This is a genomic window from Nonomuraea sp. NPDC050547 (assembly GCF_044457345.1).
Taxonomy (GTDB): domain Bacteria; phylum Actinomycetota; class Actinomycetes; order Streptosporangiales; family Streptosporangiaceae; genus Nonomuraea.
The window spans coordinates 211,438-237,684 of the sequence record NZ_JBITGW010000012.1 but is presented as its reverse complement, the minus strand read 5'-3'; the positions used below and the strand labels follow the sequence as shown (position 1 = coordinate 237,684).

18 protein-coding genes are annotated in these 26,247 nt (G+C 72.3%); 10 read left to right on the top strand and 8 right to left on the bottom strand.

Features of this window, described 5'->3' with window-relative positions; genetic code table 11:
- Positions 1 to 116 precede the first annotated feature (116 nt).
- The 6 genes from sigJ to ACIBHY_RS29360 all read left to right on the top strand — a co-directional run bounded on the left by sigJ (position 117) and on the right by ACIBHY_RS29360 (position 7,294).
- Positions 117 to 1,055, top strand: a complete 939-nt coding sequence (sigJ, locus tag ACIBHY_RS29385) for an RNA polymerase sigma factor SigJ (RefSeq protein ID WP_397252039.1) — start codon at positions 117 to 119, stop codon at positions 1,053 to 1,055.
- Positions 1,056 to 1,145: 90 nt separating this feature from the next.
- Complete coding sequence (locus tag ACIBHY_RS29380) at positions 1,146 to 1,976, top strand: SDR family NAD(P)-dependent oxidoreductase (protein WP_397252038.1); 831 nt, start codon at positions 1,146 to 1,148, stop codon at positions 1,974 to 1,976.
- Between the two features lie 107 nt (positions 1,977 to 2,083).
- Positions 2,084 to 3,481 carry an MFS transporter gene (locus ACIBHY_RS29375; protein ID WP_397252037.1) on the top strand — a complete coding sequence of 466 codons (1,398 nt, stop codon included), beginning with the start codon at positions 2,084 to 2,086 and terminating at the stop codon, positions 3,479 to 3,481.
- Positions 3,478 to 3,846, top strand: coding sequence for a cupin (locus tag ACIBHY_RS29370; RefSeq protein ID WP_397252036.1), 369 nt, complete (start codon positions 3,478 to 3,480; stop codon positions 3,844 to 3,846). Before ACIBHY_RS29375 ends, ACIBHY_RS29370 begins: the two co-directional genes overlap by 4 nt.
- Positions 3,843 to 5,588 carry an ABC transporter ATP-binding protein gene (locus ACIBHY_RS29365; RefSeq protein ID WP_397308308.1) on the top strand — a complete coding sequence of 582 codons (1,746 nt, stop codon included), beginning with the start codon at positions 3,843 to 3,845 and terminating at the stop codon, positions 5,586 to 5,588. Before ACIBHY_RS29370 ends, ACIBHY_RS29365 begins: the two co-directional genes overlap by 4 nt.
- Before the next feature lie 8 nt (positions 5,589 to 5,596).
- On the top strand, positions 5,597 to 7,294 hold the full coding sequence (locus ACIBHY_RS29360; RefSeq protein ID WP_397252034.1) for an ABC transporter ATP-binding protein: 1,698 nt from the start codon (positions 5,597 to 5,599) through the stop codon (positions 7,292 to 7,294).
- Position 7,295: 1 nt separating this feature from the next.
- Here ACIBHY_RS29360 and ACIBHY_RS29355 read toward each other — a convergent pair whose 3' ends face one another.
- The 4 genes from ACIBHY_RS29355 to ACIBHY_RS29340 all read right to left on the bottom strand — a co-directional run bounded on the left by ACIBHY_RS29355 (position 7,296) and on the right by ACIBHY_RS29340 (position 12,622).
- Positions 7,296 to 10,847, bottom strand: a complete 3,552-nt coding sequence (locus ACIBHY_RS29355; protein WP_397308307.1) for a hypothetical protein — start codon at positions 10,845 to 10,847, stop codon at positions 7,296 to 7,298.
- Positions 10,847 to 11,176 carry a hypothetical protein gene (locus ACIBHY_RS29350; protein ID WP_397308306.1) on the bottom strand — a complete coding sequence of 110 codons (330 nt, stop codon included), beginning with the start codon at positions 11,174 to 11,176 and terminating at the stop codon, positions 10,847 to 10,849. Before ACIBHY_RS29350 ends, ACIBHY_RS29355 begins: the two co-directional genes overlap by 1 nt.
- Positions 11,177 to 11,319: 143 nt before the next feature.
- The gene (locus ACIBHY_RS29345; RefSeq protein ID WP_397308305.1) at positions 11,320 to 11,865 is read right to left on the bottom strand and encodes a dihydrofolate reductase family protein; all 546 of its coding nucleotides are present in this window, start codon (positions 11,863 to 11,865) and stop codon (positions 11,320 to 11,322) included.
- 55 nt (positions 11,866 to 11,920) lie between these two features.
- Positions 11,921 to 12,622 carry a helix-turn-helix domain-containing protein gene (locus tag ACIBHY_RS29340; protein WP_397252030.1) on the bottom strand — a complete coding sequence of 234 codons (702 nt, stop codon included), beginning with the start codon at positions 12,620 to 12,622 and terminating at the stop codon, positions 11,921 to 11,923.
- A gap of 86 nt (positions 12,623 to 12,708) precedes the next feature.
- Here ACIBHY_RS29340 and ACIBHY_RS29335 point away from each other — a divergent pair, with 86 nt between their 5' ends.
- On the top strand, positions 12,709 to 14,202 hold the full coding sequence (locus tag ACIBHY_RS29335) for a serine/threonine-protein kinase (protein ID WP_397308304.1): 1,494 nt from the start codon (positions 12,709 to 12,711) through the stop codon (positions 14,200 to 14,202).
- A complete protein-coding gene (locus tag ACIBHY_RS29330; RefSeq protein ID WP_397308303.1) occupies positions 14,199 to 16,955 on the top strand; it encodes a BTAD domain-containing putative transcriptional regulator in 2,757 nt (918 codons plus the stop codon). Before ACIBHY_RS29335 ends, ACIBHY_RS29330 begins: the two co-directional genes overlap by 4 nt.
- 58 nt (positions 16,956 to 17,013) lie before the next feature.
- Here ACIBHY_RS29330 and ACIBHY_RS29325 read toward each other — a convergent pair whose 3' ends face one another.
- Together ACIBHY_RS29325 and ACIBHY_RS29320 are read right to left on the bottom strand one after the other, a co-directional pair.
- Positions 17,014 to 18,060, bottom strand: a complete 1,047-nt coding sequence (locus ACIBHY_RS29325) for a S1C family serine protease (RefSeq protein ID WP_397252026.1) — start codon at positions 18,058 to 18,060, stop codon at positions 17,014 to 17,016.
- A gap of 19 nt (positions 18,061 to 18,079) precedes the next feature.
- Positions 18,080 to 19,501, bottom strand: coding sequence for an AMP-binding protein (locus ACIBHY_RS29320; protein ID WP_397308302.1), 1,422 nt, complete (start codon positions 19,499 to 19,501; stop codon positions 18,080 to 18,082).
- A gap of 67 nt (positions 19,502 to 19,568) precedes the next feature.
- On the opposite strand from ACIBHY_RS29320, the gene ACIBHY_RS29315 reads away from it, so the two are divergent.
- Both ACIBHY_RS29315 and ACIBHY_RS29310 read left to right on the top strand, forming a co-directional pair.
- Entirely contained in the window at positions 19,569 to 20,648 is a 1,080-nt protein-coding gene (locus ACIBHY_RS29315; RefSeq protein WP_397308301.1) for a hypothetical protein, read from the top strand.
- A gap of 60 nt (positions 20,649 to 20,708) precedes the next feature.
- On the top strand, positions 20,709 to 22,898 hold the full coding sequence (locus tag ACIBHY_RS29310) for an acyl-CoA dehydrogenase (RefSeq protein WP_397308300.1): 2,190 nt from the start codon (positions 20,709 to 20,711) through the stop codon (positions 22,896 to 22,898).
- 42 nt (positions 22,899 to 22,940) lie between these two features.
- Here ACIBHY_RS29310 and ACIBHY_RS29305 read toward each other — a convergent pair whose 3' ends face one another.
- On the bottom strand, positions 22,941 to 24,344 hold the full coding sequence (locus tag ACIBHY_RS29305; protein WP_397308299.1) for a serine hydrolase: 1,404 nt from the start codon (positions 24,342 to 24,344) through the stop codon (positions 22,941 to 22,943).
- Positions 24,345 to 24,395: 51 nt separating this feature from the next.
- Positions 24,396 to 26,216, bottom strand: a complete 1,821-nt coding sequence (locus ACIBHY_RS29300) for a hypothetical protein (RefSeq protein ID WP_397308298.1) — start codon at positions 26,214 to 26,216, stop codon at positions 24,396 to 24,398.
- Positions 26,217 to 26,247: the final 31 nt, after the last annotated feature.

Genomic DNA, 26,247 nt, shown 5'->3' with positions numbered 1-26,247 from the left:
TCCGGGCGCGATCGGCCGGGCATCGGGTGCGCCCCTGAGTACTGCCCTGGGGTCACCCCTGCCTCATCTCAGGGGGCGGTTGGAGGAGGGCGCCCAGCATGGTCGAGCATGGAAGCATGTCGCTAGAGGCCGATTTCTTCGAGAGCTTCAGAGGTCGCCTGGAGGCGATCGCCTACCGGCTGCTGGGGTCGGCCAGTGACGCCGAGGACGTGGTGCAGGACACCTTCCTGCGGTGGCACGCGGCGGACCGGGAGCTGATCGAGACGCCCGAAGCCTGGCTCACGAAGGTGCTCACCAACCTCTGCCTCAGCCAGCTCGGCTCGGCGCGGGTCCGGCGGGAGACCTATGTGGGGCAGTGGCTGCCGGAGCCGGTTCTGGCCGGGGACCGCATGCTCGGCCCGGCCGACACCGCTGAGCAGCGGGAGTCGGTGTCCATGGCGATGCTCACCCTCATGGAACGGCTCTCGCCCAACGAGCGCGTGGTGTACGTGCTGCGCGAGGCGTTCGGCTACCCCCATCGCGAGATCGCGGAGATCCTCGACCTGACCGAGGTGAACTGCCAGCAGATCTACCGGCGGGCCAGGCAGCACCTGGCCGCCGGGCGCTCCCGGGGCGAGGTCGACGCCGGGGTGGCGGAGAAGATCGTCCGAGGATTTCTGGCCGCGGCGCTCAGCGGCGACACCGAGCCGCTGGTCCGGCTGCTCACCGATGACGCGGTCAGCGTGGCCGACGGCGGTGGCCGGGTTCCGGCCCGCAGGGGCCCGATCGTCGGCGCGCCGGGTATCGCGCGGTACCTGGAGCACGTGTTCCGGCCGACCGACGCCAAGCGGGCCATGCTCGACGGCGACAATCTCACCTTCCACGCCGCCGTCGTCAACGGCGGTCCCGCCCTACTGGTCCAGGCCGGTGAGCGGGTCTTCGGCGTCTTCTGCCTCGACGTGGGTCCCGGCGGGGTCGCGGCGATCCACCTTCAGGTCAACCCCGGCAAGCTTGAGCGCATCACCCGGCAGTGGGCGGCCGCCGGGCCGCGGCAGCCCATCATGAGCGGGTGGTGAGTCACGTCACGTTCCTTCACTGTCAGGAATCGTGCGGCTGTCCGGTTCAGGAGGTGAACGCAGCCGACAGCGAAGGAACGGGAAGACATCATGAGCAAGGTTTGGTTCGTCACCGGGTCGTCGCGCGGGCTTGGCCGTAACTTCGCCGAGGCGGCCCTCTCGCGCGGTGACCGGGTGGCGGCTACCGCCCGGAACGCCGGAAGCCTTGATGGGCTGGTCGCCGCCTATGGCGACGCGGTGCTTCCGCTGGAGCTGGACGTGACCGACAAGGCCGCGGTCTTCGAGAGCGTGAAGCTGGCCAAGGAGCACTTCGGGCGGCTCGACGTCGTGGTGAACAATGCCGGATACGCCCAGATCGGCGCGATCGAGGAGCTGACCGAGCGGGAACTGCGCGACCAGTTCGAGACGAACCTGTTCGGGGCGGTCTGGGTTCTCCAGGCGGCGCTGCCCCACCTGCGCGAGCAGGGTTCGGGGCACATCGTCCAGCTGTCCTCGGTGGCCGGGCTCGTCGCCATGCCGCTCGGAGGCGCCTACCAGGCCTCCAAGTGGGCTCTCGAAGCGCTCAACGAGACCCTGGCCCGTGAGGTCGCGGGATTCGGGATCAAGGTGACCGTGATCGAGCCCGCCGGGTTCGCCACCAGGGAGGGGAAGAATCCCGATCCGCTGGACAACGGGTTCATGGCGGAGCTCAACCCGGCCTATGACGCTCTGCGGCAGAGCCTGGCCGGGGTGATGAAGGACCAGCCCGCCGGGGATCCGGCCGCCGCCGCTCAGACGCTGCTCACGATCGTCGACTCGGACAATCCGCCCCTGCGGGTGCTCTTCGGGCAGGGCTTCTATCCGATGATCCAGCAGGTCTATGCCGACCGGCTCAAGACCTGGGCCGACGGGCAGGACCTTTCGGCGGCGTCCCACGGCTGACTACTCCCGCCGGCGTAGTCGGGCCCGCCACTGGTGCCGGGGCGGTAGCGGCAATTGACTTCACGGGTACGACGCCCCTGAACTGCGGCTCGACCACGATTGCGGGCATGACGATATCGGTCCGCACACGCACGGGGTCCACGCTGGCGACAGTGGCGGTCGTGCAGTTCATGGTGTCGCTGGACCTGTCGGTGGTCAACGTCGGACTCCCGCAGATCGCGGCCGGCCTCGGCTTCAGCGCGGTGGGACTGACCTGGGTGATCCACGCCTACGCGCTCACCTTCGGCGGGCTGCTCCTGCTCGGTGGCAAGGCGGCCGACCGGTATGGCCGCAAACAGGTCCTTCTGCTGGGGCTCGGCCTGTTCGGCCTCGCCTCGCTCATCGGCGGCTTCGCCCAGGAACCCGCCCATCTGATCGCCGCCCGAGCCGCCCAGGGCATCGGAGCCGCCGCGCTGGCTCCGGCCGCGTTGTCGCTGCTGGCCACGACGTTTCCGGGGGGCAGGGAGCGGGTGCGTGCCTTCGGCATATGGAGCGCCACCAACGCCGCGGGCGGCGCGCTCGGCGTGCTGATCGGAGGTCTGCTCACCGAGTACGCGAGCTGGCGCTGGGTGATGTTCGTGAACGTGCCGATGGCCGCAGGCGCGCTGGCCCTGGCCTGGAGAGGTGTCGCCGCGGGCCCGGCGCCGGTTCGCGGCGGCCGTCCGGACGTGCTCGGAGCCGTCCTGGCCACGGCGGGCGTGACCCTGCTGGTGTTCGGCGTCGTGCGTACCGAACACCATGCGTGGACCTCGCCGATCACCGTGACGACGCTCGCGGTCGCGATCGCGCTGCTGGTCGCGTTCGTGCGGGTCGAGCTGACCACCCGGCGCGAGCCGCTGATCCGGCTCGGCCTGCTCGCCAACCGGTCGGTACTCGGCGCGAACCTGTTCAGCATGCTGGTCGGCGGAGCCATGGCCGCGTCCTTCTACTTCGCCTCCCTCTACCTCCAGCGTGTGCTCGGGACGGGGCCGGCGCTGACCGGACTCATGTTCCTGCCGATGGCGCTCGCGGTGGTCGCCGGGTCCGTGCTCGCGGTCAAGCTCGGCTACCGGGCCGCGCCGCGCACACTGCTGATCGCCGGCGGGCTGCTGACCGGGGCCGGATTCATCTGGTTCGGGATGATCAGCCCGGACGGTACCTTCCTCACCCACGTCCTGGCGCCGTCGGTCGTGATCGGCGTCGGGTTCGGGCTCTGCCTCGGGCCGATCGTCTCCACGGCCACCACCGGCGTCGCGGCCCACGAGAGCGGCACCGCCTCGGGCCTGCTCAACAGCTCACGCCAGCTCGGCGCCTCGCTCGGGCTGGCCGCCCTCGGCACCGTGGCACACCACCGCACCGGCCAGGTCCTCACGCCGCAGACCCTCACCGACGGCTACGCGCTCAGCCTGACCGTCTGCGCCGCGCTCCTGACCGTCGCCGCCCTCATCGCCCTCACCGTCCTGCGCAGGAAGGTCGTCCCGGCATGACCATCACCCCGATCGATCTGTTCGCCTCCCCCCTCCATCTCCACCAGGACGGCCAGGTCAAGGCCGGAACCCCCGGCCAGGACGGCTGGCGGCTGACCGCCTTCCACGCGAAGACCGGCGCCGACGTCCACGCCGACCACTGGGAGATCCACCCCGAGGCCGACGAGCTCGTGTCCTGTCTCATCGGGAAGATCCGCCTCTACCTGCGTCCGGAACGGCCCGGCCGGCCGGAGGAGGAGATCAGGCTGATCGCCGGAACCGCGGCCGTCGTCCCGCGCGGGCGCTGGCACCGCATCGAGCTCGACATCCCCAGCAACATCATGGCCGTCACCCTGCCGCGCGGCAGCCGCATGGAGAAGCGATGAACGTCACCGAGTCACCGGGCATGGCGCGGTTGCTGCGCCCCCATGCCCTGAGTTTCGCCGCCGTGGTCGCCCTTCAGGTGATCGGCGCCGTCGCGGGGCTCGCACCGCTGCTCGCGGTCGTCGAGCTGGGCCGCACGCTGCTGTCGCCCGGCCCGCCCGACCACGGCCACGTCTGGACCGTCGTGATCGCGGGAGCGGCCGGGTTGTTCGCCCGGCTGCTGTTCACGGCCGCGTCGTCCGGGATCGGGCACCTGGTCGACGGCCAGGTGCAGCTGATGTTCCGCAGGCAGCTCGCGGCGCGGCTGGGACGGGTGCCGATCGGCTGGTTCTCCCGGCGCCACAGCGGCGAGCTGGCCAAGGTGGTCGGCGACGACGTGAGCGCCGTGCACCCGTTCATCGCCCACACGCCGGGCGAGCTCGTCTCCGCGTTCGTGGTGCCGCTCGTGTCGCTCGTCTACCTGTTCACCGTCGACTGGCGGCTCACGCTGATCACGCTCATCCCGGTCGTGCTGGCCCTGGCGCTGGTGCCCTTGATGATGACCCCGGCCAGGCTGCGCGAGCAGAAGGCGTTCGACGCGGCCATGGGACGGATCACGAGCTCGGTCGTCGAGTTCGTGCAGGGGATCTCGGTGGTGAAGGCGTTCGGCGGATCCGGGCGGGCCCACCGCAGGTTCGTGACGGCGGTGGACGAGTTCGTCGGCATCTTCTCCCGGCTGATCTACGGCATCTCCGGGATCGGCGCGGGCATGCAGGTGGCGTTGTCGCCGCCGTTCGTGCTGCTGGTGGTGCTGGTCGGCGGCACGGTCCTGATCACGTCCGGGGGTCTCGCCCCCGCCGACCTGCTGCCGTTCCTGCTGCTCGGGCTGGGGCTGACCGCACCGGTGGCGGCTCTCGGCCACGGCTTCGACGAGATGCAGGCGGCCGGGCGCGCGGTCGGGCGGATCAAGGACGTGCTCGCGGTGCCGTCCCTGCGCGAGCCCGCCCACCCGGTCGCGCCGCGGGGGCACCGGGTGGAGCTGCGCGGCGTCCGGTTCGGCTACGACGACGATCACGAGGTGCTGCGCGGGATCGACCTGGTCCTGGAGCCGGGCACGGTCACCGCCGTCGTCGGCCCGTCGGGCGGCGGCAAGTCCACGCTGGTCCAGCTGCTGCCGCGGTTCTTCGACCCGAGCCACGGGTCGGTCCTGCTGGGCGGCGTCGATCTGCGCGAGCTCGGCAGCCGGGAGCTCTACCGGTCGGTCTCCTTCGTCTTCCAGGACGTGCGCCTGCTGCGCGCCTCGGTCGCGGACAACATCGCGCTGGCCGTACCGCACGCCGACCTCGACGACGTGGTACGCGCCGCGCGCATGGCCAACATCCACGAGCGTGTGCTCGAACTGCCACGGGGCTACGACACCGTGATCGGCGAGGACGTGAGGTTGTCGGGCGGCGAGGCACAGCGGATCTCGCTGGCCCGCGCGCTGCTCGCCGACGCGCCCGTCCTCGTGCTCGACGAGGCGACCTCCTTCGCCGACCCGCACACCGAACAGGCGGTACGCCAGGCCCTGGCCCGGCTGGCGGGTGAGCGCACGATCCTGGTCATCGCCCATCGCCTGGAGACGGTCGCCGACGCCGACACCGTCGTCCTGCTGGAGGACGGCGAGATCGTCGAGCGCGGCGGGCCCGCCGAGTTGCTGGCGCGAGGCGGCAGGTTCGCCGCGTTCTGGCAGTCCCACCGATCACCGCAGGGAGACGAACTCTGATGATCCGCATGCTGCTTCGTGTGCTGGGCGACGAGTACGCCCGGCCGTTGCGCCGCACCGTGGCCCTGATGACCGCGACCGCGGTGGCCGAGGGGTTGTCCTACGCGCTGCTGTTCCCGGTGCTGCGGGCGCTGTTCGGGGGCACGCCGGGGGAGGCCGTGCCCTGGCTGGTCGCGTTCGGGGTCGCGGTCGCGCTCTACGCCGGGCTGCGCTACTTCAGTGATCTGTCCGGATTCCGGATGGGGATCTCGCTGTTGCGCGGCATGTACCACCGGCTCGGCGGGCATCTGGCCCGGCTACCCATCGGCTGGTACGACGCCCGGCGCGTCGGGCAGGTGTCGGTCCTGGCCGGTGAGGGCGTGCTGCAGGCGATGAGCGTGATCGCGCACCTGCTGTCGCCGTTCATCGCGGCCGGGGTGACTCCGCTGACGATCGTGGCCGTGATGCTCGCCTTCAACTGGCAGCTGGGGCTGGCCGCGCTGGTCGCCGTGCCGGTCGTGGCGGCGATCCAGGCCTGGTCGGGACGCTCGATGGCCGCCGCCGACGCGCGGACCGCGGAGCGCGGACACGAGGCGACCGGGCGGGTCATCGAATATTTGCAGGCCCAGCCGGTGCTGCGCGCCGGTGGCCGGACCCACGAGCGGTTCCGGCTGCTCGACGACTCGCTGAGCGAACTCCAGCGGGCCTCCCGCCGTACCGTGCTGTCGGCGCTGTCCGGCGTGGTGGCCACGACGATCACCGTGCAGGCGGTGTTCACCGCGCTGCTGGTCCTGGGCGCCTACCTCGCGCTCGGCGGGGGCGTCGGAGTGGCGGAGATGCTGGCGATCCTGGTGCTGGCCGCCCGCAGCGCCGACCCGCTGCTGTCGCTGTCGGACATCGGCGGCAAGGTACGCGGCGCGCGGGCCGAGCTGGCCAGGCTCGACGCGGTGCTGCGTACCGAACCGCTGCCGGAACCCCGCGACCCGGTCCTGCCGCGCGGCCACGACCTGGAGTTCGAGGCCGTCACCTTCCGGCACGGCGAGCGCACGGTGCTCGACGAGGTGTCGCTGTCCGTGCCGCAGGGACAGCGGCTGGCCGTGGTCGGGCCGTCCGGCTCGGGCAAGAGCACGCTGCTGCAACTGCTCGCGCGCTTCTACGACGTGGACGCGGGCACCGTCCGGGTGGGCGGCGTGGACGTGCGCGCGATGAGCTCAGAGGCGCTGATGGAGCGGATCTCCATCGTCTTCCAGGACGTCTACCTCTTCGACGGCACGATCGAGGAGAACGTACGGCTCGGACGCCCCGGCGCCGACGACGCCGACGTACGGGCCGCCGCCACCGCCGCCCGGCTGGACGAGGTGATCGAGCGGCTGCCCGGCGGCTGGGCGACGAACGTCGGCGAGGGCGGCGCGCTGCTGTCGGGCGGCGAGCGCCAGCGTGTCTCGATCGCGCGGGCACTGCTGAAGGACGCGCCCATCGTGCTGCTGGACGAGGTCACCTCCGCCCTGGACCCGGTGAACGAGGCGGCCGTCCACGAGGGGATCGAACATCTGATGGCCGGCCGTACCGTGGTGATGGTGGCGCATCGGATGCGGACCGTCCGCCGCGCCGACCGCATCGTCTTCCTCGACGACGGCGGGATCGTGGAGGAGGGCGGCCACGACGAGCTGCTGCGCCGCGGCGGCCGCTACGCCGGCTTCTGGAACGTCTCGCTGAACAGCTCCTGAGTCAGGCGCGGTCCTGGGTCGCGAGCCGGGCCAGCACCGAGGGTTCGATCCTGGCGACGGTCTCCAGCAGCAGGCCCGGCCGGACCCTGGCCGAGGCCCAGGCGATCAGCCGGCGGGCCCGTGAAGGGTCCGCCCGCGCGATGGCCCAGAGCCCCTCGACGGCCGTCTCCAGGTCGGGGATGTCGCGGATGATCTCCTCGGCCTCGTCGAGCAGGCCCGCGGCGGCCAAGCCCTTCACCGTCTCGGTGAGGGCGCGGGTCTGGACCTCGGGCACCGGGATCGTGCGGGCGGTGTTCCTGGCCTCTGGCAGCCGGTCGGCCTCGATGAGCGCGGTCGTGAGCGCGGCGAGCGCCTGGCTCTGGGCGTAGGGGTCGTCGACGGAACGGGCGGCGGACTCGGCCCGGGACCACTGGCCGGCGCTGCCGAGGACGGAGACGAGCCGGGCCAGCGCCCTCGTCTGCGCGTCCAGGTCGACGATGGATCCGACGGCGCTCTCGGCGTCCGCGGCCACCGCGGCCGCCCGCTCGCCGTCCTCGCCCCCGGCCAGCTTCGCGAGCAGCGAGATCAGGACGCCGGCCCGTACCCGGGGATCGGTGATGTCCTCGGCGAGCGACCGGGCCCTGTCGAGCGCGCCCGCCGCGAGGAGGTCCGCGGTCAGCCGCGCGAACGCGTGGTGACGTACCTCAGGCAGGGGTACGGCGACCGCCGCCTCCACAGCCAGGTCCAGGTGACCGACCGCGGCCAGCTGATCGGCCAGGCCGACCAGGGCATGGGAGCGCTCCTGGGATTCCGGCACCCCGCGGGCGACCGACATCGCCTGGCCGGCCACCAGACCGATCCGCTCGTTCTGGCCCGATGCGGCGAGGGCGGCGATCAGTTCCAGGTGGGTCTGCATCTCGATGCCGGGATGGGTGATGGAGCGGGCGACGGCCTCCACGCCGTGCGCCACCTCCCGCGCGTGGTCCTGGTGTCCCGCCTTGGTCAGCGCCGCCAGCAGGTTCATGCGGGCGCCGACCTGGGCGTGCGGGTCGCCGATGGATTCGGCCTCGGTGTCGGCCTGACGGGCCAGGCGCCGGGCGTGCTCGCTGTCGCCGCTCGCCTGGGTCGCTATGACCAGGACCGCCAGCGTGTTCACCCGGTCGCCCGGCGCGGACATGCGCCGCACCATGCCTTCGGCCTCCGCCAGCTCACCCGCCATGGCCAGGGCCATCGCCTGCCGGGATCGGGCGAGCGAGCGCGTCTCCTCATGGGTGATGCGATGGACGAAGGCGGCGGCCTCCCAGAACTTCCCCGCCTTCGACAGGCCGCCCGCCATGGCGAGGAACGCCTTGTTCCGCGCGTCCGCCGCGGGCTCGCCCTCCTCCGGCCGGATCATGGTCAGCATCGCTTCTGCCGGCCTGAACAACCCCGCTTCGGCCAGCGCGGACACCAGGGCGCCCAGCTGGTCACCGTTCTGCGCCTTCGCCCTGGCCCTGTCGGCCAGGGCGCTCGCGCGGCCGCCCAGGCCCACCTTGGCGTAGATCTTGATCAGCTCTGCCAGCGTCTCGGGGAACTCGTCCGCGAAGCGCCGCTCCGCATCCGCCTCCGCGCCCTCCAGCAGCTCACCGGCCGCCTTCGGCTCGTCCGCCGCGGCCAGCGCGCGGGCCAGGGCGACGAACGCGGGGGCCATGCCCTCCTCGCCGCGGACGGTGCGGGCCAAAGCCGTGGCCTTCGCCGCCGTCCGCTGGGCCGCGTCGTGCCGGCCCGCGGCGACGAGCGCCCTGATCAGGTCCGCGTACGCCAGGATGCGCGGGTCCGGCGCGCCGATGGATTCCGCCGTCCGCTCGGCGTCGTCGAGGCGGCCCGTCGCGATCCGCGCGTCGACCAGCCGGGCGTGCGTGGACCACCGCGAGGCGGCCGCCTGCGCGCCGATGCGCTCCTCGACGTCCCGGGCCACGTCGAGTGCCTGGTCGTGGTAGCTCGCTCTGGTCAGGTGCTCCGACAGGGAGATCAGGTACTTGATCTGGCTGTCGGCGTTCGTGAGGGCCTCCGCCGCGCTTCTCGCGTGCTCGGCGGCGAGCAGGGCGTGCTCGTGCCGTTTCGTGGCCGCCAGCACCTTCATCAGCCCGACCAGCGCGCGCGTCTGGCGTTCCGGGTTGGTGATGCCGCGCGCCAGAGCCTCCCCGCGGGTCGGGTTGCCGAGTTCGGCCCACACCGCGGGCAACTGGCTGGGGATGTACGCGTTGCGGCCGGCCAGCCGTTCCCGGATGCGCGCCAGCGTCAGCACCGCGTACAGGTCGGGTTCCGGCTGGGCGCGGATGACCGCCTGGCAGGTGAGAACCTCGGCCAGGGCCGTGGCGTCGCCGCCGCTGATGTCGAGCATGCGGTCGAGCCTGGTCTGGTCGGTGGCGTGGGCCACCATGCGCGGCAGGTCCGACGCTTCCTGAAGCAGCCGGTGGTATCCGCGCAGCAGGTACTCGGGGGTGCCGGCCGGCCAGCCGCGCTCGCGGTAGCCGTCGGCCCACGCGTGCAGATCCCTGCGGTGCCCGTCCAGCGCGGCCTCGCCCAGCGTGGCCGCCGCCGTCTTCTGCAACTCCTCGTGGGCCAGGACGAAGACCTTGGCGCCGTCTCTGGGCTGCCAATGGCTGTCGCGGCTGCTGAAGGTACGGCCGGACACCGCGCGCAGCCGTTTGTCCACCGAGCTGACCGTCATACCGGTGAGCTCGGCGAGATCCCGGCTGCTCAGGCCGCCACCGGCGGCGACCAGCAGACCCAGCAGGCGGTGCGCGGCGGTGTCGCCGGACAGCAGCACGTCCAGTTCGCGCTCGGCGTCGTCCCTGACGATCTGGGCCTCGGCCGACGGGCTCAGCGCCCGGATGACGCCGCGGTCGCGCAGCGGGTGGTGGGCGGGAACGTTCGCCGGCACCGGCGGATCGGGCCGCCCGGCCACGATGATCCGCATGCCGTACGGCGGCGCGGCGGGCAGGAGGGCGGCGATGCTCTGCGCGCCCGATCCGCTCGCTCCTCGATCCTCGTCCAGCCCATCCACCAGCAGGACCAGACGCTCGCCCGCCTGCCGGCAGGCCAGCGCCGCGTCCTTCAGCAGGCGGGCGAACCACGCGGTCCGCGTGCTCTCCAGCAGCAGTGCCGGCATGGGCTGGTGCAGCAGTTCGGCGAGCTGTTCCATGACCACGTCCAGGAACGCCTGCCAGTCGCTCTGGCCCGCGTAACGCGCGGTGACGAAGAACGAGACGACGCGGACACCCGGCGGCGGATGGAGCACGAACGTCGCCATCAGCGCGGACTTCCCCGCCCAGGGCGGCCCCTGCCACCACGCGTACGCGGCCTTGTGCTCACCCGTGCAGAAGGCGGCCAGCTCGGCCAGCTCGTACTCCCGGTCCACGAGATCCCACGGGAAGATCTGCTCGACCTGCTCCCGGTACGCCGACTGCGCGACCGGGGCCGCGCCCGCCAGGTAGACGTCGCCGTAGTGGCCGCCGGTGTTGACGTAGCTCTGGTCGCCGGCCGTGGCGGCGCCGGTCCGCCTGATGTCGTTCCTCGACCACCGCGCCATCAGCCGAGCCTGACGCCGGTGTTGGCGTCACCGCCGTCGGCGTCGCCGGTCTTGTCCACGCGAACCGGCCCGGCCTGGGTGCGACCGGTCAGACCCGTGTTGGCGGAACCGCCGTTCCCGGCCGTGGCCCTGCCCGTGCGGGAGACCCGTACCCCGGTCCCGGCGGGCAGCGCGGCCCACACCGCGACTCCGACGGCGGCCACGCCCGCGAGCGCGGACAACAGCGAGGCGAGCCGGTTCGCGGTGTCCCATCCCAGGACGGCGAACAGGATCGCCAGAACGGCCACCAGCACGGCCGTTCCCACGAGCACCCAGCGCCGGGTCGTCATACCGGAATTGTCCACGGAGGCGAGCCACGATCCCATGGGATCGGGCACATTGACGTTGCTCCGTGACCGCCTATGCTCCCGGCGACGTTCGAACGACCCATGGCGGCCGATGGGGGGCTGCCCGGGGCTCGGCTGGTGATCGCTTAGTTGGGGGCCGGGACGTAGGAGAGGTTCAGGACGCCGCTGTCGAAGGTCACGGAGTTGGTGAGCTTCAGCGGGTGGGTCGGGGTGTCCTCGAACAACCGCCGGCCATGGCCGACGACGATGGGGTGGACGAGCAGGTTCAGCTGGTCCAGGAGCCCTTGGGCCAGGAGCCAGCGGACCGTCGTCGCGGAGCCGGACATCTGGATGTCGCCCTCGGTCTGCTCCTTGAGGTCGCGGATCTTGGCGGCGACGTCGCCGGAGATGATCGTGGTGTTGTTCCAGTCGGCCTTTTCGAGGCTGTTGGACACGACCCACTTGCGGCTCTCGTTGAGGGACCTGCCGGCCTCCGGGTCGGCCTCGGCGGTCGGCCAGTAGGAGGACCACTCGTCGTACAGCGTGCGGCCCATGAGGAAGCCGGCGGCGCTGCCCATGCCCTCCATGATCACGGCGCCCATCTCATCGCTCCAGTACGGGAAGTGCCACTTGTCGGGCGACTCGACGACGCCGTCCAGGGAGATGAAGAAACTGGAGATGATCTTCGCCATCGCGGTGCTCCTTAGGTCGTTCGATACGAGTGGGAGGGTAGGCCGGAACGGCCGGTCAGGTCTTGTACAGAAGCGACAGCGGTTCCGGCTGCGGCGGGCCGGCCAGTTGCGTGGCGGTCCGGCCGATGAACCGGGTCAGCGAGCGGGCCAGGTGGGGCTGGTCGAAGTAGCCGAGCCGGTGGACCACCTCCTGGGCCGGGCGGCCGTCCCGCAGAAGGATCGCCGCGTGCCTCGCCCGGTCGATCTGGCGTACGGCCCCGCGGGTGAGGCCGGTGGCCGCCAGGAACCGTCGTTGGAGCGTGCGGTCCGAGACCTCCGGGCGGGTGCCGTCGAGCGCGGCGGCGACGATCGGGTCGCGGGCCAGGACGTCCTCGCGGACGAGCCGCCGGACGAACGCCTCGGCGTCGTCGTAGCCGGGCAGGCGCCAGGTCGAGCCCTTCAGCCAGAACGAGCTGCCGGTGGTGCCGGGGATCGTCGCGGAGTTGTCGACGAGCCGGTCGATGGGCAGGTGGGGCATCGCGGTGCCGAGGGAGAAGGTGATGCCGAAGAACGTCGCGTCCTCGGGGACGGGCGCGGCGCGCGCCCGCGTCTCGGGCCCCTGTACGGCGGCGCAGACCTGGCCCCGGTGCTCCCAGAAGACGAGGTCCCAGCGGGCCGCCGCGATGGACATCATCTGGGCGATGTCGGAGCTCCGGCTGCGCCATACCCGATCGATGTAGGGCGAGTCGGAGGCCCGGCTTTCCACGTGCAAGCCCATAGCTGTCCCTCCTGGCCGCCGAGCAGGCATTCTGGCACGTGCGGAGCGTCCGGCAAAGGCGGTATCTGGCTAATGTGTGTCCTGCGATGAACGGTACGGAACGGGTGGTGGGCGGGTACACGCTGCGGCGGTTGCTCGGGCGGGGCGGCATGGGCGAGGTCTACCTGGCCACCGGGCCCACGGGCGGCATGGCGGCGGTGAAGGTGATCCATCCGCAGCTGGCCAGGGAAGCGGCGTTCCGGCGGCGGTTCGAGCGGGAGGTCGCCGCGGCGCGCAGGGTCGCCCGGTTCTGCACCGCCCCGGTCATCGACGCGGGGCTGGACGGGGAGACGGCCTACCTGGTCACCGAGTACGTGAAAGGCCCCGATCTGGCCGCCGCCGTACGCGACCAGGGGGCGTTCGGCGGCTCGAACCTGGAGGCGCTCGCGGTCGGCATCGCGACGGCCCTGGGCGCGATCCACGGGGCCGGAGTCGTGCACCGCGACCTCAAGCCGTCCAACGTGCTGCTGTCGCCGCTCGGGCCCAGGGTGATCGACTTCGGCATCGCCCAGCTCGTGGACGCGCAGAGCCTGGTCAGCCAGGCCGTTCTGGGGACGCCCGCGTTCATGGCGCCCGAGCAGGTACGGGCCGAGCCGGTGACGCCCGCCGCCGACGTCTACGCGTGGGGCGGCGTGATCGCCTTCGCCGGGACGGGGCGGCTGCCGTTCGGCGGCGGGGTGCCGCACGAGGTGCTGTACCGGATCGTCAACGAGGGGCCGAACCTCGACGGGCTCGACGAGCGCATGCGCGGGCTCGTGGAGTGGGCGCTGGCCAAGGACCCCACCGCGCGGCCCACGGCCCAGCAGCTGCTGGACGCGCTGGTCGGGACGCGGAGCTCGGCTCCGGCCGAGGCCAGCCAGGTGGTGGAGCGCACATGGACGGTTCGGGAGCCGCCGGCCCGTCGCGGGCGGTGGAAGTGGTGGCTGGCCGGTGGGCTGGCGGTGCTGGTCGCGGGTGGGGCGGCGGTGGCCGTACCGGCTGTGCTGGGGGAGAAGTGGCCCTATCAGGCGGGCTTCGGTGAGGCCTGGGAGGTGGGGGCGTCGCAGGGCGGCGAGGCGCGCGTGGACGGCGCGGCGTACGTGCTGACGGCCAGGCCGGGGTGGCGGCTGTGGAAGTCGGCGCCCAGGGAGGAGCCCGAGCGAGGTGTGACGGTCAGCGCGCGGGCGAAGGTCGAGGAGGGCGCGGGCGAGTTCGGCGTGTGGTGCCACGGGACGGAGCGGGCGGGCGACCGCTACGAGTTCTCGGTGAGCGCGGCGGGGCAGGCCACGATCGTCAAGCGCCGCGCGGGAGCCGAACCCGCCATCCTGTACGGCCCCGCCCGCGTCAGGACCACCGCCGAGACCCGTGTCACTGCCCGGTGCACCCGGGAGAGCGGCAAGGCCGCCCTGGGCATGTGGGTCAACGACCGCAAGGTCGGCGAGGTGAGCGACACGAACCAGGCGTATCTGAACAGGGTGGCGGGCGTGCACGCGGCGCCGTCCGGTGAACGGGCGATGCGGGTGCGGTTCAGCGCGTTCACGCTGGAGCCGGTCGAGCCGTGAGCGACGCCGTGGCCTTCGGGGTGCTGGGGCCGCTCATGCTGCCGGACGGCGCGCCGCCGCCCGGTCCGGCCAAGCATCGTGCGCTGCTGGCCGCGTTGCTGCTGTCGCCCGGCCGGATGGTGCCGATCGAGCGGCTCATGGCGCTCGTGTGGGACGGCGAGCCGCCCGCGTCGGCCGAGTCGGTGCTGCGCGTGTACGTGAGCGCGTTGCGCAAGGTCGTCGACGGGATCCGGACGGTTCCCGGTGGGTATCTGCTGGCGGTCGAGCCGGAGCGGGTCGACTGGCACCGGTTCGAGCGGCTGGTGGAGCGGGGGCGGCGGGCCAGGGAGGCGGGGAGCCTGGCCCAGGCGGCCGATCACCTGCGGGCGGCGCTCGGGCTGTGGCGTGGGCCGGCGCTGGCGGATGTGGATTCCGGTCGGTTGCGGCGGGCGCATGCCGTACCGCTGGAGGAGCTTCGGTTGCGGGCGCTCGAAGAGCGCGTGGAGCTGGACCTGCTGCTGGGGCGCGGCGGTGAGGTGGTCGGCGAACTGCGGGCGCTGGTCGGCGCCTACCCGCTGCGTGAGCGGGCCTGGGCCCAGCTGATCACGGCGCTGCGGCTGGCGGGGCGGCGATCCGAGGCGCTGGAGGCCTATCAGGAGGCCCGGCGGGTGCTGGTGGACGAGCTCGGCCTGGAGCCGGGCGCGGAGGTGCGGCAGGCGCACGCGGACGTACTGGCCGGGCGGGAGCCGTCCGTGCGGGCGCCCAAGGAGACGCCACCCGACATCGCGGACTTCACGGGGCGGGCGGAGGTGCTGCGGTGGATCGGCGAGGCGGTGCCCGCGGCGGGTGGCGCGCCGGTTCACCTGGTGGTGCACGGGGCGCCGGGGTGCGGGAAGACCGCGGTCGCCGTGCACGCCGCGGCGTCGGCGGGCGGCGAGTTCACCGGCGGGGTGCTGTTCGCGACGTTGCGCGAGCGTGCGCCCGGGGCGGTGCTGGAGGATCTGCTGCGCTCGCTCGGGTGTCCCGAGGGCGCGGTTCCGGCCGCGCTGACCGAGCGGATCCGGCTTTATCGGAGTATGACGGCGTCGCGGCGGCTGCTCGTCGTGCTCGACGACGCCTCAGGCGAGTCCCAGGTACGCCCGCTGCTGCCCACGGGCGCCGGGAGCATGACGCTGGTCACGAGCCGCTCGTCCCTGTCGGGGCTGGAGGCGTCCCGTGCCTGGGAACTGGGCGTGCTCTCCCCGCAGGAGGCGCTCGACCTGCTCGCGGCCGTCGCCGGACGGCGGCGGGTCGCGGCGGAGCCGCAGGCGGCGGCCAGGATCGCGCTGCTGTGCGGGCACCTGCCGCTCGCCCTGCGCGTGGCCGGATCCCGCCTGGCCAGGAAGCCCGGCTGGACGCTTGAACACCTGGCCGGCCGCCTGGGCGACTCGCGGCGCCGCCTGGACGAGCTGAGCGCGGGCGACCTGGCGGTGCGGGGGAGTCTCGCGCTGGGGTACGACGGGCTGGCCGACCGGGAGCGTACGCTGTTTCGCCGTCTGGGCGCGCTGTCGGCGCCGGACTTCGCCCCATGGGTGTTCGGCGACCTGGAGCCGCTGGCCGAGGCGGGACTGCTGCGGTCGCGCGGCCTCGACGAGTCCGGCCAGGAGCGCTACGGCTGGCACGACCTCACCCGCCTCTACGCCGCCGAGCTCCTGGCCGCGGAGGGCCGCGAGGTGCTGGCCGGAGTGGCGGGGGAGATCCTCGACCGGGCCAGACGGGCCAGACGACTGCTGCTGCCCGCCGAGCCCGGTTCCGGCCGGACCGTCGCGCTGACCGAGGAGCAGGTTCTGGAGACCACGCTGCTGCGCGAGTCGGCGGGATGGCTGCGGTCGGAGCGAGGGTTTCTGTCCGCGTGCGTGACCGACTTCCATGCCGCCGGGCTGCACGAGGCCGCCTGGCGGCTGGCCTTCTACCTGGCGCCGTTCTACGAGCTGGGCGCCCACCACGACGACTGGCACCAGTCGACGGCCACCGGACTGGACGCGGCCAGGGCGGCCGGCCACCGGCAGGGCGAGGCTCTGCTGCTGCGCGGCCTGGCCGACCTGCACCGGATCGAGGGCGACCCGCAGGCCGCCGCGGCCGCGCTGCGTGCCGCCCAGCCGCTGGTCGAGGGTCTGGAACTGGCCCGGGTCACGCTCAGGCTCGGGCTGGTGACGGGTGACGAGCGCGCGTACGCCCGCTGTCTGGCCGTCTTCGAGCAGGCGGGCGACCAGCGCGGCAGGACGGACACGCTGCGCGCGCTCGGCGCGCTGAAGGGCGACCGGGGGCTGCTGGAGGAGAGCCTGGCCGGATACCTGGCGCTGGGCGATCCGCGCGGCGAGGCCGAGGCGCTGCTCGACCTGGCGAACCTGCACCTGTCGGCGCGCAGGCTCCCGGAGGCGCGCGCGTGCGCGGAGCGCCGCCTGCGGATCAACCGGCGGCTCGGCGACCGGCTGCCGGAGGCGGCCGGGCTCCTGGTCCTGGCGCGGATCTCGCGCGCCGAAGGCCGGCCGGATCCCCGGGCCGCGGCCGCCGCCCTGGAGATCTTCCGGACGTTCGGCGACCGCAAGGGCGCCGGGCAGGCCCTGCTCGCCATGGCCGAGGCACATCTCGACCTCGACGAGGTGGATGAGGCGGTTGAGGGGCTTGAGCGTGCCACGGGAGAGTTCGTCCTGCTCGGCGATCAGCGTGGCCTCACCGAGGCGGAGGGGCTGGCGCGGGAGGCGCGGCGGCGTCGCGGGCTGTACGGATCCTGAACGCCGCCCTCCTGGACGGCCGCCGACCCCGGCACCGACGCCCGGCCACCGCCGCCATTCAGGCCTTGAGCTCGCCCAGGGTGGCCGTCACGGTCTCGGTGGTGCCGTCCGGGCGGATCACCTCGACCTTGACCTGGTCGCCCGGCTTGAGCGTGGTGAGAATCTCCGACAAGTCGGACATGGTGGGCGTGGGCTTGCCGTTGATCGAGACGATCACGTCGCCGGTGTCGATGCCCGCCTTCGCCGCCGCGCCGCCGCGCTCCACCCCTGCCACCGCGACGCCCACGGGCTGCCCGTTCTCGCCCAGGACCGTACGGCCCCTGAGGCCGAGCGCCGCGCGGTGGCTGTTGGTGACCCTGCCGCTCTTGACGATCTGGCCGGCGATGTCGGCGGCGGTGTTGCTGGGGATGGCGAAGCCGATGCCGGGTGCGGCGCCGCCGCCGAGCTCCGGGTCGGTGGCGGCGAGCGTCGGGATGCCGATCACCTGGCCGTTCATGTCGACCAGCGCGCCGCCGCTGTTGCCGGGGTTGATCGCGGCCGAGGTCTGGATGGCTCCGGCGATCGTCGCGCCGGGCGAGCCCGGGTTCTGCGGCTCGCTGACCGTGCGGCCGAGCGCCGAGACGATGCCCTGGGTGACGCTGCCCGACAGGCCGAGCGGGTTGCCCATGGCCAGGACGAGCTGGCCCACGCGCAGCTTGGAGGAGTCGCCGAACGTGGCGGGCTTCAGCCCGTTGGGGTCCTCCACCTTGATCACCGCGAGGTCGCCGGCCGGGAACGACGAGACGAGCTTGGCCTTGCGCGGGGTGCCGCCGGTGGCCAGGGACACCTCCATCTCGGTGGCCTGGCCGACGACGTGGGCGTTGGTCACCACGTGGCCGGAGGAGTCGTACACGACGCCGGAGCCGAGCCCCACCTTGGTGGTGATCTGCACGATGGACGGCAGTACCTGGGTGATGACCTGCTCGTAGCCGGACTCCACTTGGGCGGCCTGAGGGGTGCCGCCGGTCGGGCTGCCGGACGGCGTGGCCGTACCCGTGCCCTGTGGTGTGGACGCGCCGCACCCGGCGGCTAGAACGACGGCGAGACCCGCCGCGATCAACCTCATACGTGAGTATCTTCCCAGGTCAGGCGGAAAGATACTCTCTTCTGACGTTGCTCCTGCTGAGCTTGCCGGTGGGGGTTCTGGGGAGAGATGTCCGGTACTCGATGAGCCGGGGATGCTTGAGCCGGGCCAGCCGGGGCTCGCAGTGGGCCAGGAGCGCGGCGGTCAGCTCCTCGCCCGGGGTCGCGCCGGGTACGGGCTGGACGAGCGCCACGACCTTGTGTCCCCATTCGGGGTCGGGCACGCCGATCACGGCCACGTCGGCCACCGCGGGATGTTCCAGGAGCGCCGCCTCGATCTCGGCCGGGTAGATGTTGACGCCGCCGGAGATGATCAGGTCGGTTCTGCGGTCGAGCAGGAAGAGGTAGCCGTCCTCGTCCACGTAGCCGATGTCGCCGGGCGTGTAGGCGCGCTCGCGCATGGCCGCGGCGGTCTTCCCGGGGTCGCCGTGATACTCGAAGCGGTTGATGCCGCCGATGTACACCAGGCCGGGCGCGCCGGGAGCGGCCTCGGCGCCGTCCTCGTCCACGATCGTGAACGACATCCCGTCCAGCGCGCGGCCGACCGTGCCGGGGCGCTCCTGCCACTCCCGCGAGGAGACCATCGTGGCGACCGCCGCCTCGGTGGAGCCGTAGTACTCCCACAGCACCGGGCCCAGCCAGTCGATCATCGCCTGCTTGGTCGCGGGCGGGCAGGGGGCCGCGCCGTGGTAGAGGTGGGTGAGCGAGGACAGATCGTATTTCTCCCGATCCGGTACGGCCAGCAGCCGGTGGAACATGGTCGGGACCATGAAGGCGTTCGTCACCCGGTGCTCCTGGATCAGCCGCAACGTGCCCTCGGCGTCGAAGCGATCCGGGGCCACGATCGCGTGGCCGTACTGCAGGGCCATCATGACCTGGCCGTAGGGGGCCGAGTGGTAGAGCTGCGAGCAGACCAGGTGCACGCCGTCCGCGGGCAGCCCGAAGTGCCGCCAGCTCTTGCGCATCAGGATCGGGTGGACGTCCTCGGGGGCGAGGTCGAGCAGCCGCCTGCGCACGCCCTTGGGGCGGCCGGTGGTGCCGGAGGTGTAGAGCATCATCGATCCGGCCCTGCGGTGCTCGGGCGGGGTGCCGGGCAGGGCGTCGAAGCGGTCGCCGATCGGGCCGCGGAAGACGGCCACGGCGCCGCAGTCGGCGATGATGTAGTCGATCTCCTCGTCCGTGTAGTGCCAGTTGACCGGCACGTGGTAGGCGCCGATCTGGTAGGTGGCCAGCATCATGGTCAGGGCGTCGAGGCCGTTGCGCAGGACGCTGACGACGGCGTCGCCCCGGTCCACGCCTTCGGCGCGAAGGCCGTGGGAGAAGCGGTTGGCGCGTTCGAGCAGGGCGCCGTAGGTGGTCTGACCCTCTCCCAGCAGGGCGGGACGGTCGGGGTCGGCGGCGGCGATCTCGTAAAAGCCCCTCATGTCAGGCGACACTACAGAATTTGATTCTGTCCCGGGAATGGTCTCAATCTCGTCTAGCCTCGACGTCATGGCGGACGTCGGCGACCAAGTGCCCTCTTACGATGCTCCGACCACCCCCTTCCAGCGGGTGGTCGTGCCCGCCGACGCCGAGCCCGACGACACCGTGCAGATGCCCAGGATCGTCCTGCCCGACGAGCCCGCACCTGATCCGGAACCAGAACCCGAGGTCGACGACACCACGACGGCCTACGTCCGGCGCCCCGTCATCAAGCCCGCGGCCAAGCCCGCGGAAAGGCCAACGGAGAAGCCTGCGGCGAGGCCCGTGGAGGAGCCCGCCGCGAGACCGGCGGAAAGGCTGGTCGAGAAGTCCAAGGCCGCGGTCGAGACGGTGACCGTGCCGCGCGTGTCGCCGCCGCGCATGCCGATGATCCCGCCCCCGCCCAAGCGGGGCGTCAGTGAGATCCCCTTCCGGGTCGTCTACATGGTCGGCGCCGTCATCGCCACGATCATCGCCGTCCTGCTCATCTTCGTCTTCTTCTCCGGCGACACCCCCGACGCGAACCCGGCCAGGGCCACCTCGACCGCCAGCCTGGCCGGGGCCTCCCCGTCCGAGCTCGCCCTCCCTCCGGCCCCGGAGGCCAAGGCCTTCCCCGCCTACAAGGGCAAGGCCGCGGTCGTGATCGGCCTGGTGGCCGACACCAAGACGGGCATCGTGTATCCCAGGCTCGGCACGCCGTGGCAGTCCAAGTCGTACGCGCCGTACACCGTGGCCCAGCGGATCGGCAAGGTGGCGCAGCCGTACACGATGATCGTCTCGGCGAAGTACCCGATCGAGGCCCCCAAGGCCAAGCCCAAGGAGGAGTCCGGCTACCGCGAGCTGGCGGTGCGGGCGGCGCGCTGGTCGCTGCGCACGCAGTTCCCGGCGGGCTCGACGCTGGCCTGGACGGGCTCGCAGCCGCTGGCCACGGGCAAGGGCTGGCTGCTCGGCTACCAGGTCACCTATGGGGCCAAGTCCTCGCAGGCGGTGGTGGCCGTGGTCGAGGTGGGCAAGACGAAGCCCGCGATGATGCTGGCGACCGTCGCCGACGGCCGCAAGGCGCAGTGGCGCGATCTGACGACACTTCTGAAAGGTGTCCGCCCGCTATAGACAGAAGCATCCTCTAGAATATGGTTCTGCCATGGCACGGGACGCGCTGGAGGATGAGTAATGGCGATCGGGTTGAGCGAGGAGCACGAGGCGCTCCGCGAGTCTGTCACCGGCTGGGCGGAGCGCAACATCCCCGCCGAGCTGCTGCGGTCCGGCACGGAAGCCGACGCCGGGGAACGCCCCGCGTTCTGGCCGGGGCTGGCCGAGCAGGGGCTGCTGGGCCTGCACCTGCCCGAGGAGTACGGCGGCTCCGGCTACGGGCTGCTGGAGGCCGCCGTCGCGGTCGAGGCGCTGGCCGAGCGGATGGCGCCGGGGCCGTACGTCCCGACGGTGCTGGCCGGCGCGGTCATCCACGCCTCCAAGCAGCACGCGCTGCTGTCCGGCCTGGCCGACGGCACGCTGACCGGCGCCGTCGCGCTCGGCTCCGCGCTGACGGGCGAGCGCGCCGCCGACGGCTCCCTCGTCGTCTCCGGAACGGCCGAGCCCGTCCTGGGCGGCGCGATGGCCGACATCCTGGTCCTGCCGGTGTCCACCGGCGAGGGCGAGGAATGGATCGCGCTCGACGCCTCCGCCGCCACCGTTACGGCCGTCGCGTCGCTGGACATCACGCGCTCGGTGGCCAAGGTGGAGGTGGCGGCGGCAGCCGTACCGGCTGAGCGGGTTCTGGACGGGGTCGAGGGGCCCGACGTGCTCAACCTCGCCGCCATCCTGCTGGGCGCCGAGGCCACGGGCCTGGCGTCGTGGTGCGTGCGGGCCGCCTCCGGCTACGCGAAGGTACGCGAGCAGTTCGGCCGGCCGATCGGCCAGTTCCAGGGCATCAAGCACAAGCTCTCGCGCATGCTGGTGGCGCTGGAGCAGGCCAGGGCCACCGTGTGGGACGCCACCCGCGCGGAGGGCCGCGAGCTGGAGTACGCCGCCGCGATCGCCGGCGTCATGGCCCCGGACGCCGCCGTCCAGTGCGCCAAGGACGCGATCCAGACCTTCGGCGGCATCGGCTACACCTTCGAGCACGACGCCCACCTGTACTACCGCCGGGCGCTCTCCTTGCGCGCGCTGCTCGGCCCGAGCGCCGAGTGGGCCGCCTCGGTCACCGCGCTGGCGCTGCAGGGCGTCACCCGCGAGATGGAGATCGACCTGCCCGAGGGCGCGGAGGAGATGCGCGCCGCGATCCGCGCCGAGATCGCCGAGCTGGCGAAGCTGGAGGGACAGGAGCAGAAGCGGGCGCTGGCCGGCCAGGGCTTCGTGATGTCCCACCTGCCCCGGCCGTGGGGCCGCGCCGCCAAGCCGCTGGAGCAGGTGCTCATCCAGCAGGAGCTCAAGGCCGCCAAGGTCAGGCTGCCGCAGATGATCATCGGTGCGTGGGTGGTGCCCTCCATCGCCACGTACGGCACGCCCGAGCAGCAGGAGCGCTTCCTGCCCAAGACGCTCAGCGGCGAGATGATCTGGTGCCAGCTGTTCTCCGAGCCCGGCGCAGGATCCGACCTGGCCAACGTGCAGATGAGGGCGGAGAAGGTGGAGGGCGGCTGGCGCCTGAACGGCCAGAAGATCTGGACCTCAGTCGCGCATGTGGCCGAATGGGGCATCTGCATCGCGCGTACCGACCCGTCCAAGCCCAAGCACGACGGCATCACCTACTTCCTCGTCGACATGAAGGGCGCGGGCGTCACGGTCCGGCCGCTGACGGAGATGACCGGCGAGAACCTGTTCAACGAGGTCTTCCTCGACGACGTCTTCGTCCCCGACGACCTGGTGGTCGGCGAGGTCGACAACGGCTGGCGGGTGGCCCGCAACACGCTGTCCAACGAGCGCGTCTCGCTGTCGTCCGGCTCGGGCGGGACCGGCTCGTCCGTGTCCGACCTGCTGGGCCTGACCTCCCGCCTGGGCCGCGACCTCACCCCGGTGGAGGCCGTGGAGCTCGCCGGTGTCATCTGCGAGGGGCACTCGATCAACGCGCTCTCCCTGCGGGTCACGCTCAAGCAACTGGCCGGAGGCGAACCCGGCGCCGACGCGTCGGTGCGCAAGCTGCTGTCCACCTCTCACGCGCAGCACGTCTCGGAGACCGCGGTCGGCCTGCTCGGCGCCCAGGCCGTGATCGCCGCCGACATGAAGCTCGGCGACGCCGGCTACTGGAACCGCGCCGTGCTGGCGACCAGGGCCATGACCATCTACGGCGGCACCACCGAGGTGCAGCTGAACATCATCGGCGAGCGCATGCTCGGCCTCCCCCGGGACCCCGAGCCGGGCCGCTAGACAGAGATCGGGTACGGCCCGGCCGGGCCGTACCCGGAGCGGTCAGCGGCGCGCCTCGTAGCTGTCCACCGCGCGGCCGAGCCGCGCGAGCTTCTCCGTGTAGGTCACGGGGAAGAGGCCGGGCTCGGCGGGCGGACGGCCCGCGTCCACGTACTGGGTGCCGAGGTTGGTCAGGGCGACGACGATGTAGTGCCTGCCGTCCTTGCCGGGCAGCGACCTGACGATGCCGGCGTCGGCGCCGGAGTTGCCGACCCAGCCGGTCTTGTGGAGGTAGGTCACCTCCGCCTTGGCGTTGCAGGGGCGGACGTCGCGGCCGAACTTGTTGCCGGCGACGGTGACGGTCCCGTCGGCGCCGATCCAGCGGTCCGCGACGGCGTGCGGGATGCCCGCGGCCGGGTACGCGCTGCCGCACCGGTTGGCCGAGGAGAGCATGTCGTTCCAGCCCTGGGCGGCGAGGTGGCGCTTGAACACTTGGCGGGAGGACGCGCTCAGCACGGTCTCGGTCACCGGCTTGCCGCCCGGAGTCGTCCAGGCCCTGCCGGGCAGGCCGTTGACCAGGGCGAGCAGCTTGGCGGTGTCGAGCGAGCTCATCGTGACGGGGTTCGACCAGCGCCCGCCGGTGGCCGGGTTGGTGTTCTTGAACTGCAGCGTCTCCAGGCCGAGGCCCTGGAAGGTCTGGTTGAGCTCGTCGACGGCGCCCTTGTCGTGCAGAAGCTTGACGAGCGCGCAGGTGGCGGGGTTGTTGGAGGAGGTGAGGGAGGCTTCGAGGTAGTTGGCGACCGTGTTGCTGGTGTCGCCCTGGCACAGGGAGCTGGTCTCGGTGGGACGGTAGTCGTAGGTGTCGGCCAGCGCGATGGTGCCCTTGTCGACCAGGCGCAGCACGCCGAAGGCGACCATCAGCTTCAGCACGGAGGCGGGGTAGGGCGACATGAAGTCGATGGGCGCCTGCTCACGGCCCGGGACGATGTCGATGGTGCCCTTGCCCTGGTTGGCGTACCAGCCGTTGTCGTCCCACTGGCGCCAGCGCACGGCGCTGGTGTGGAAGTTTCTGTCGACGGGGACGACGACGCCGCGCGGGTGCTGCGGGCTCATCAGCACGGTGCCGGACGACAGCGGCCTGCCGTGGCGGTCGAGTTCGAGGACGGTGACGTCGAGCTGCGGCTGCTGGACGATCGGCTTGGGATCGGCCGAGGCGAACAGGCGGGCGTAGTCACCGGGCGTGGCCTCCTTCTCCTCGGCGGAGGAGGCGAGCACCCGGGCCTGGGACGACCCCGGCGGGGCCAGGTCGAGCACCTCCTGGAAGCGCGCCCGGTCCATGGCCTGCTGGAGGAAGCGGGCGACGTGCCCGCTCTCCGCGGCCTGGGCGGGCATCGTGGTGAGGCTCAGGAAGAGGGTGCCGGCGGCGACCCCCGCGGCGGTTCGGCGGCTCTTCTGAAGGAATGACATGTGACTTGATCTTATTTACTGATCTTGGGGGACGGCGCCGATTCGGGAATGTCAGGGCGTGACCGGCTGCAGGGGGATGGGGCTGCCGGTCCTGGCGGGCATGGGCACGCCGACCCTGATCTCGCCCACGCAGGGCCGGGCGCCGTCGGGGGAGCGGATGGTCAGCTCCTGCCCGCCGCCCTTCACCGTGGCGTACGTCCAGCCGAGGTCCTTGCCCGTCTGCGCGTCGGCCGATCCGGTGCCGACGCCGATGGTCAGCCGGGCCGGGCGCGGGTTGAGGTAGCTGACCTGCACGGTCCAGGTGCCCTGCGGAAGGGGGAGCGGCAGGCGGAAACGTTCCGGGGCGGAGCCGATCGGGCGGCAGGCGGTTCCGGCCGGGACGGTCAGGCCCTCGATGTTGACCGGGCGCAGCCGTCCGCGCTCGTCGAAGGTCATCAGGTTGCGCAGCGGGCCGTCGAGCTGCCGGACCCAGGTGACCGGGCGGGCGGCGATCGGGCCGAGGACCTTGGAGGCCAGCGCGTAGTCGTAGAAGAAGATCGGGTAGACGACCTTGGCGGGGACGTGGGTGTCCAGGACGACGAGGCCCGCGGGCGCCCTGCGCAGGGCGACGCGGCCGGTCTCGATGTAGGACTTGACGTTCTCACCGAGGGGCAGGCGCGTGTACTGGGTGACGGACCAGATCGAACCCGCGGCGAAGACGGCGGCCAGCGGGATCCACACGATCCGCAGCGGGCGCTCGCCCTCGCGCGGGATGAAGGCCAGCGCCACCACGACGGCCGTCAGCGAGGCCGTGGGCGCGATGTAACGCAGCTCGAAGCCGCCGAGGTCGGGCCCGAGCTGCTCGATCCTGCCGATCATGACGGGGACGACGTCGGCCAGCAGGAAGTACCCGAGCAGCATGAGCCAGGCCAGCCACGCGCGCCGCCGGAAACGGATGGTCAGCGCCACGACCAGCGCGGCCGCGCCGAGCCCGGCCCAGACGGCGGCGTCGGGGGTGGCGGCGATGGCGTAGTCGTCGCCGATCGGGTGCCAGCGCCAGGGGCCGCCCAGGGAGGAGGCCACCAGCGAGCCGGAGAACAACCGCCAGGCGAACGCCGCCGCCACGGCGAGCGGGGGCAGGCTGGGCTGGACCGTGTCGTTGGTGAGCTGCACGGAGGTGAACACGGCCGGGAACAGGATCGCCGCGTACCCGGCCACGATCGCGGCGTACAGGGCCCAGGCCGGCCACTGCCACTTCCGGATGCCGCCGAGCCAGCCCGCGGTGATCACGAAGGCCAGGACCGGGATGAACGGGGCCTTGACGAAGAACACCATCGCGAAGACGGTCCAGCCGGCGGCGGCCAGGGCGTGACGGAAGCGCCGCGTGCGTACGTACAGGATGTGCGCGCCCAGGGCCATCGGCAGGGCGACCTGGAACGGGAGGGTCTCGATCACCACCGCCCACCAGGACAGCGACGAGATCGTCATCGGGGTGAGCAGGTAGAAGGCGAAGGGGATCAGGATGGCGGGGCGGGAGCCGTACAGGAGGAAGAGCAGGCGCAGCAGGGCCAGCGCTGCCGCACCCATGAGCACGATGGTGACCACGTGCATCAGCACGTCGTTGTAGACGCCGAGGCGGCCCATCGCCCAGTGCGCGCCGAACGGGCCGGGCATCAGGTGCCCGTAGTCGGCGCGCATGAGATAGTCCCAGGTCAGACCGTTCTCCAGGCCGCGGGCGATGAAGGTGAAGTCGTCCTGCCTGAAGTAGGTCCTGCGGACCAGGTCGAACTTCCAGACGAGCTGGACGGCGACCATGACCATCGCCGCGGCGAGCACGCCGTCGCCGCGCAGCCACTGCCTGGGCTCCACCACGGTCTCGCTCGCCGCCGTCACGGATGAAGGCTAACGACGCCGTTGATCCTGA

Excerpts from the sequence above, each read along its gene's own strand:
- ACIBHY_RS29360 (WP_397252034.1), top strand. The coding sequence starts at position 5,597 with ATGCTGCTTCGTGTGCTGGGCGACGAGTACGCCCGGCCGTTGCGCCGC.
- ACIBHY_RS29310 (WP_397308300.1), top strand. The coding sequence starts at position 20,709 with ATGGCGATCGGGTTGAGCGAGGAGCACGAGGCGCTCCGCGAGTCTGTC.
- ACIBHY_RS29345 (WP_397308305.1), bottom strand. The coding sequence starts at position 11,865 with ATGGCGAAGATCATCTCCAGTTTCTTCATCTCCCTGGACGGCGTCGTC.
- ACIBHY_RS29340 (WP_397252030.1), bottom strand. The coding sequence starts at position 12,622 with ATGGGCTTGCACGTGGAAAGCCGGGCCTCCGACTCGCCCTACATCGAT.
- ACIBHY_RS29325 (WP_397252026.1), bottom strand. The coding sequence starts at position 18,060 with ATGAGGTTGATCGCGGCGGGTCTCGCCGTCGTTCTAGCCGCCGGGTGC.
- ACIBHY_RS29370 (WP_397252036.1), top strand. The coding sequence starts at position 3,478 with ATGACCATCACCCCGATCGATCTGTTCGCCTCCCCCCTCCATCTCCAC.
- ACIBHY_RS29355 (WP_397308307.1), bottom strand. The coding sequence starts at position 10,847 with ATGGCGCGGTGGTCGAGGAACGACATCAGGCGGACCGGCGCCGCCACG.
- ACIBHY_RS29305 (WP_397308299.1), bottom strand. The coding sequence starts at position 24,344 with ATGTCATTCCTTCAGAAGAGCCGCCGAACCGCCGCGGGGGTCGCCGCC.
- sigJ (WP_397252039.1), top strand. The coding sequence starts at position 117 with ATGTCGCTAGAGGCCGATTTCTTCGAGAGCTTCAGAGGTCGCCTGGAG.
- ACIBHY_RS29375 (WP_397252037.1), top strand. The coding sequence starts at position 2,084 with ATGACGATATCGGTCCGCACACGCACGGGGTCCACGCTGGCGACAGTG.
- ACIBHY_RS29335 (WP_397308304.1), top strand. The coding sequence starts at position 12,709 with ATGAACGGTACGGAACGGGTGGTGGGCGGGTACACGCTGCGGCGGTTG.
- ACIBHY_RS29350 (WP_397308306.1), bottom strand. The coding sequence starts at position 11,176 with ATGACGACCCGGCGCTGGGTGCTCGTGGGAACGGCCGTGCTGGTGGCC.
- ACIBHY_RS29320 (WP_397308302.1), bottom strand. The coding sequence starts at position 19,501 with ATGAGGGGCTTTTACGAGATCGCCGCCGCCGACCCCGACCGTCCCGCC.
- ACIBHY_RS29380 (WP_397252038.1), top strand. The coding sequence starts at position 1,146 with ATGAGCAAGGTTTGGTTCGTCACCGGGTCGTCGCGCGGGCTTGGCCGT.
- ACIBHY_RS29365 (WP_397308308.1), top strand. The coding sequence starts at position 3,843 with ATGAACGTCACCGAGTCACCGGGCATGGCGCGGTTGCTGCGCCCCCAT.
- ACIBHY_RS29315 (WP_397308301.1), top strand. The coding sequence starts at position 19,569 with ATGGCGGACGTCGGCGACCAAGTGCCCTCTTACGATGCTCCGACCACC.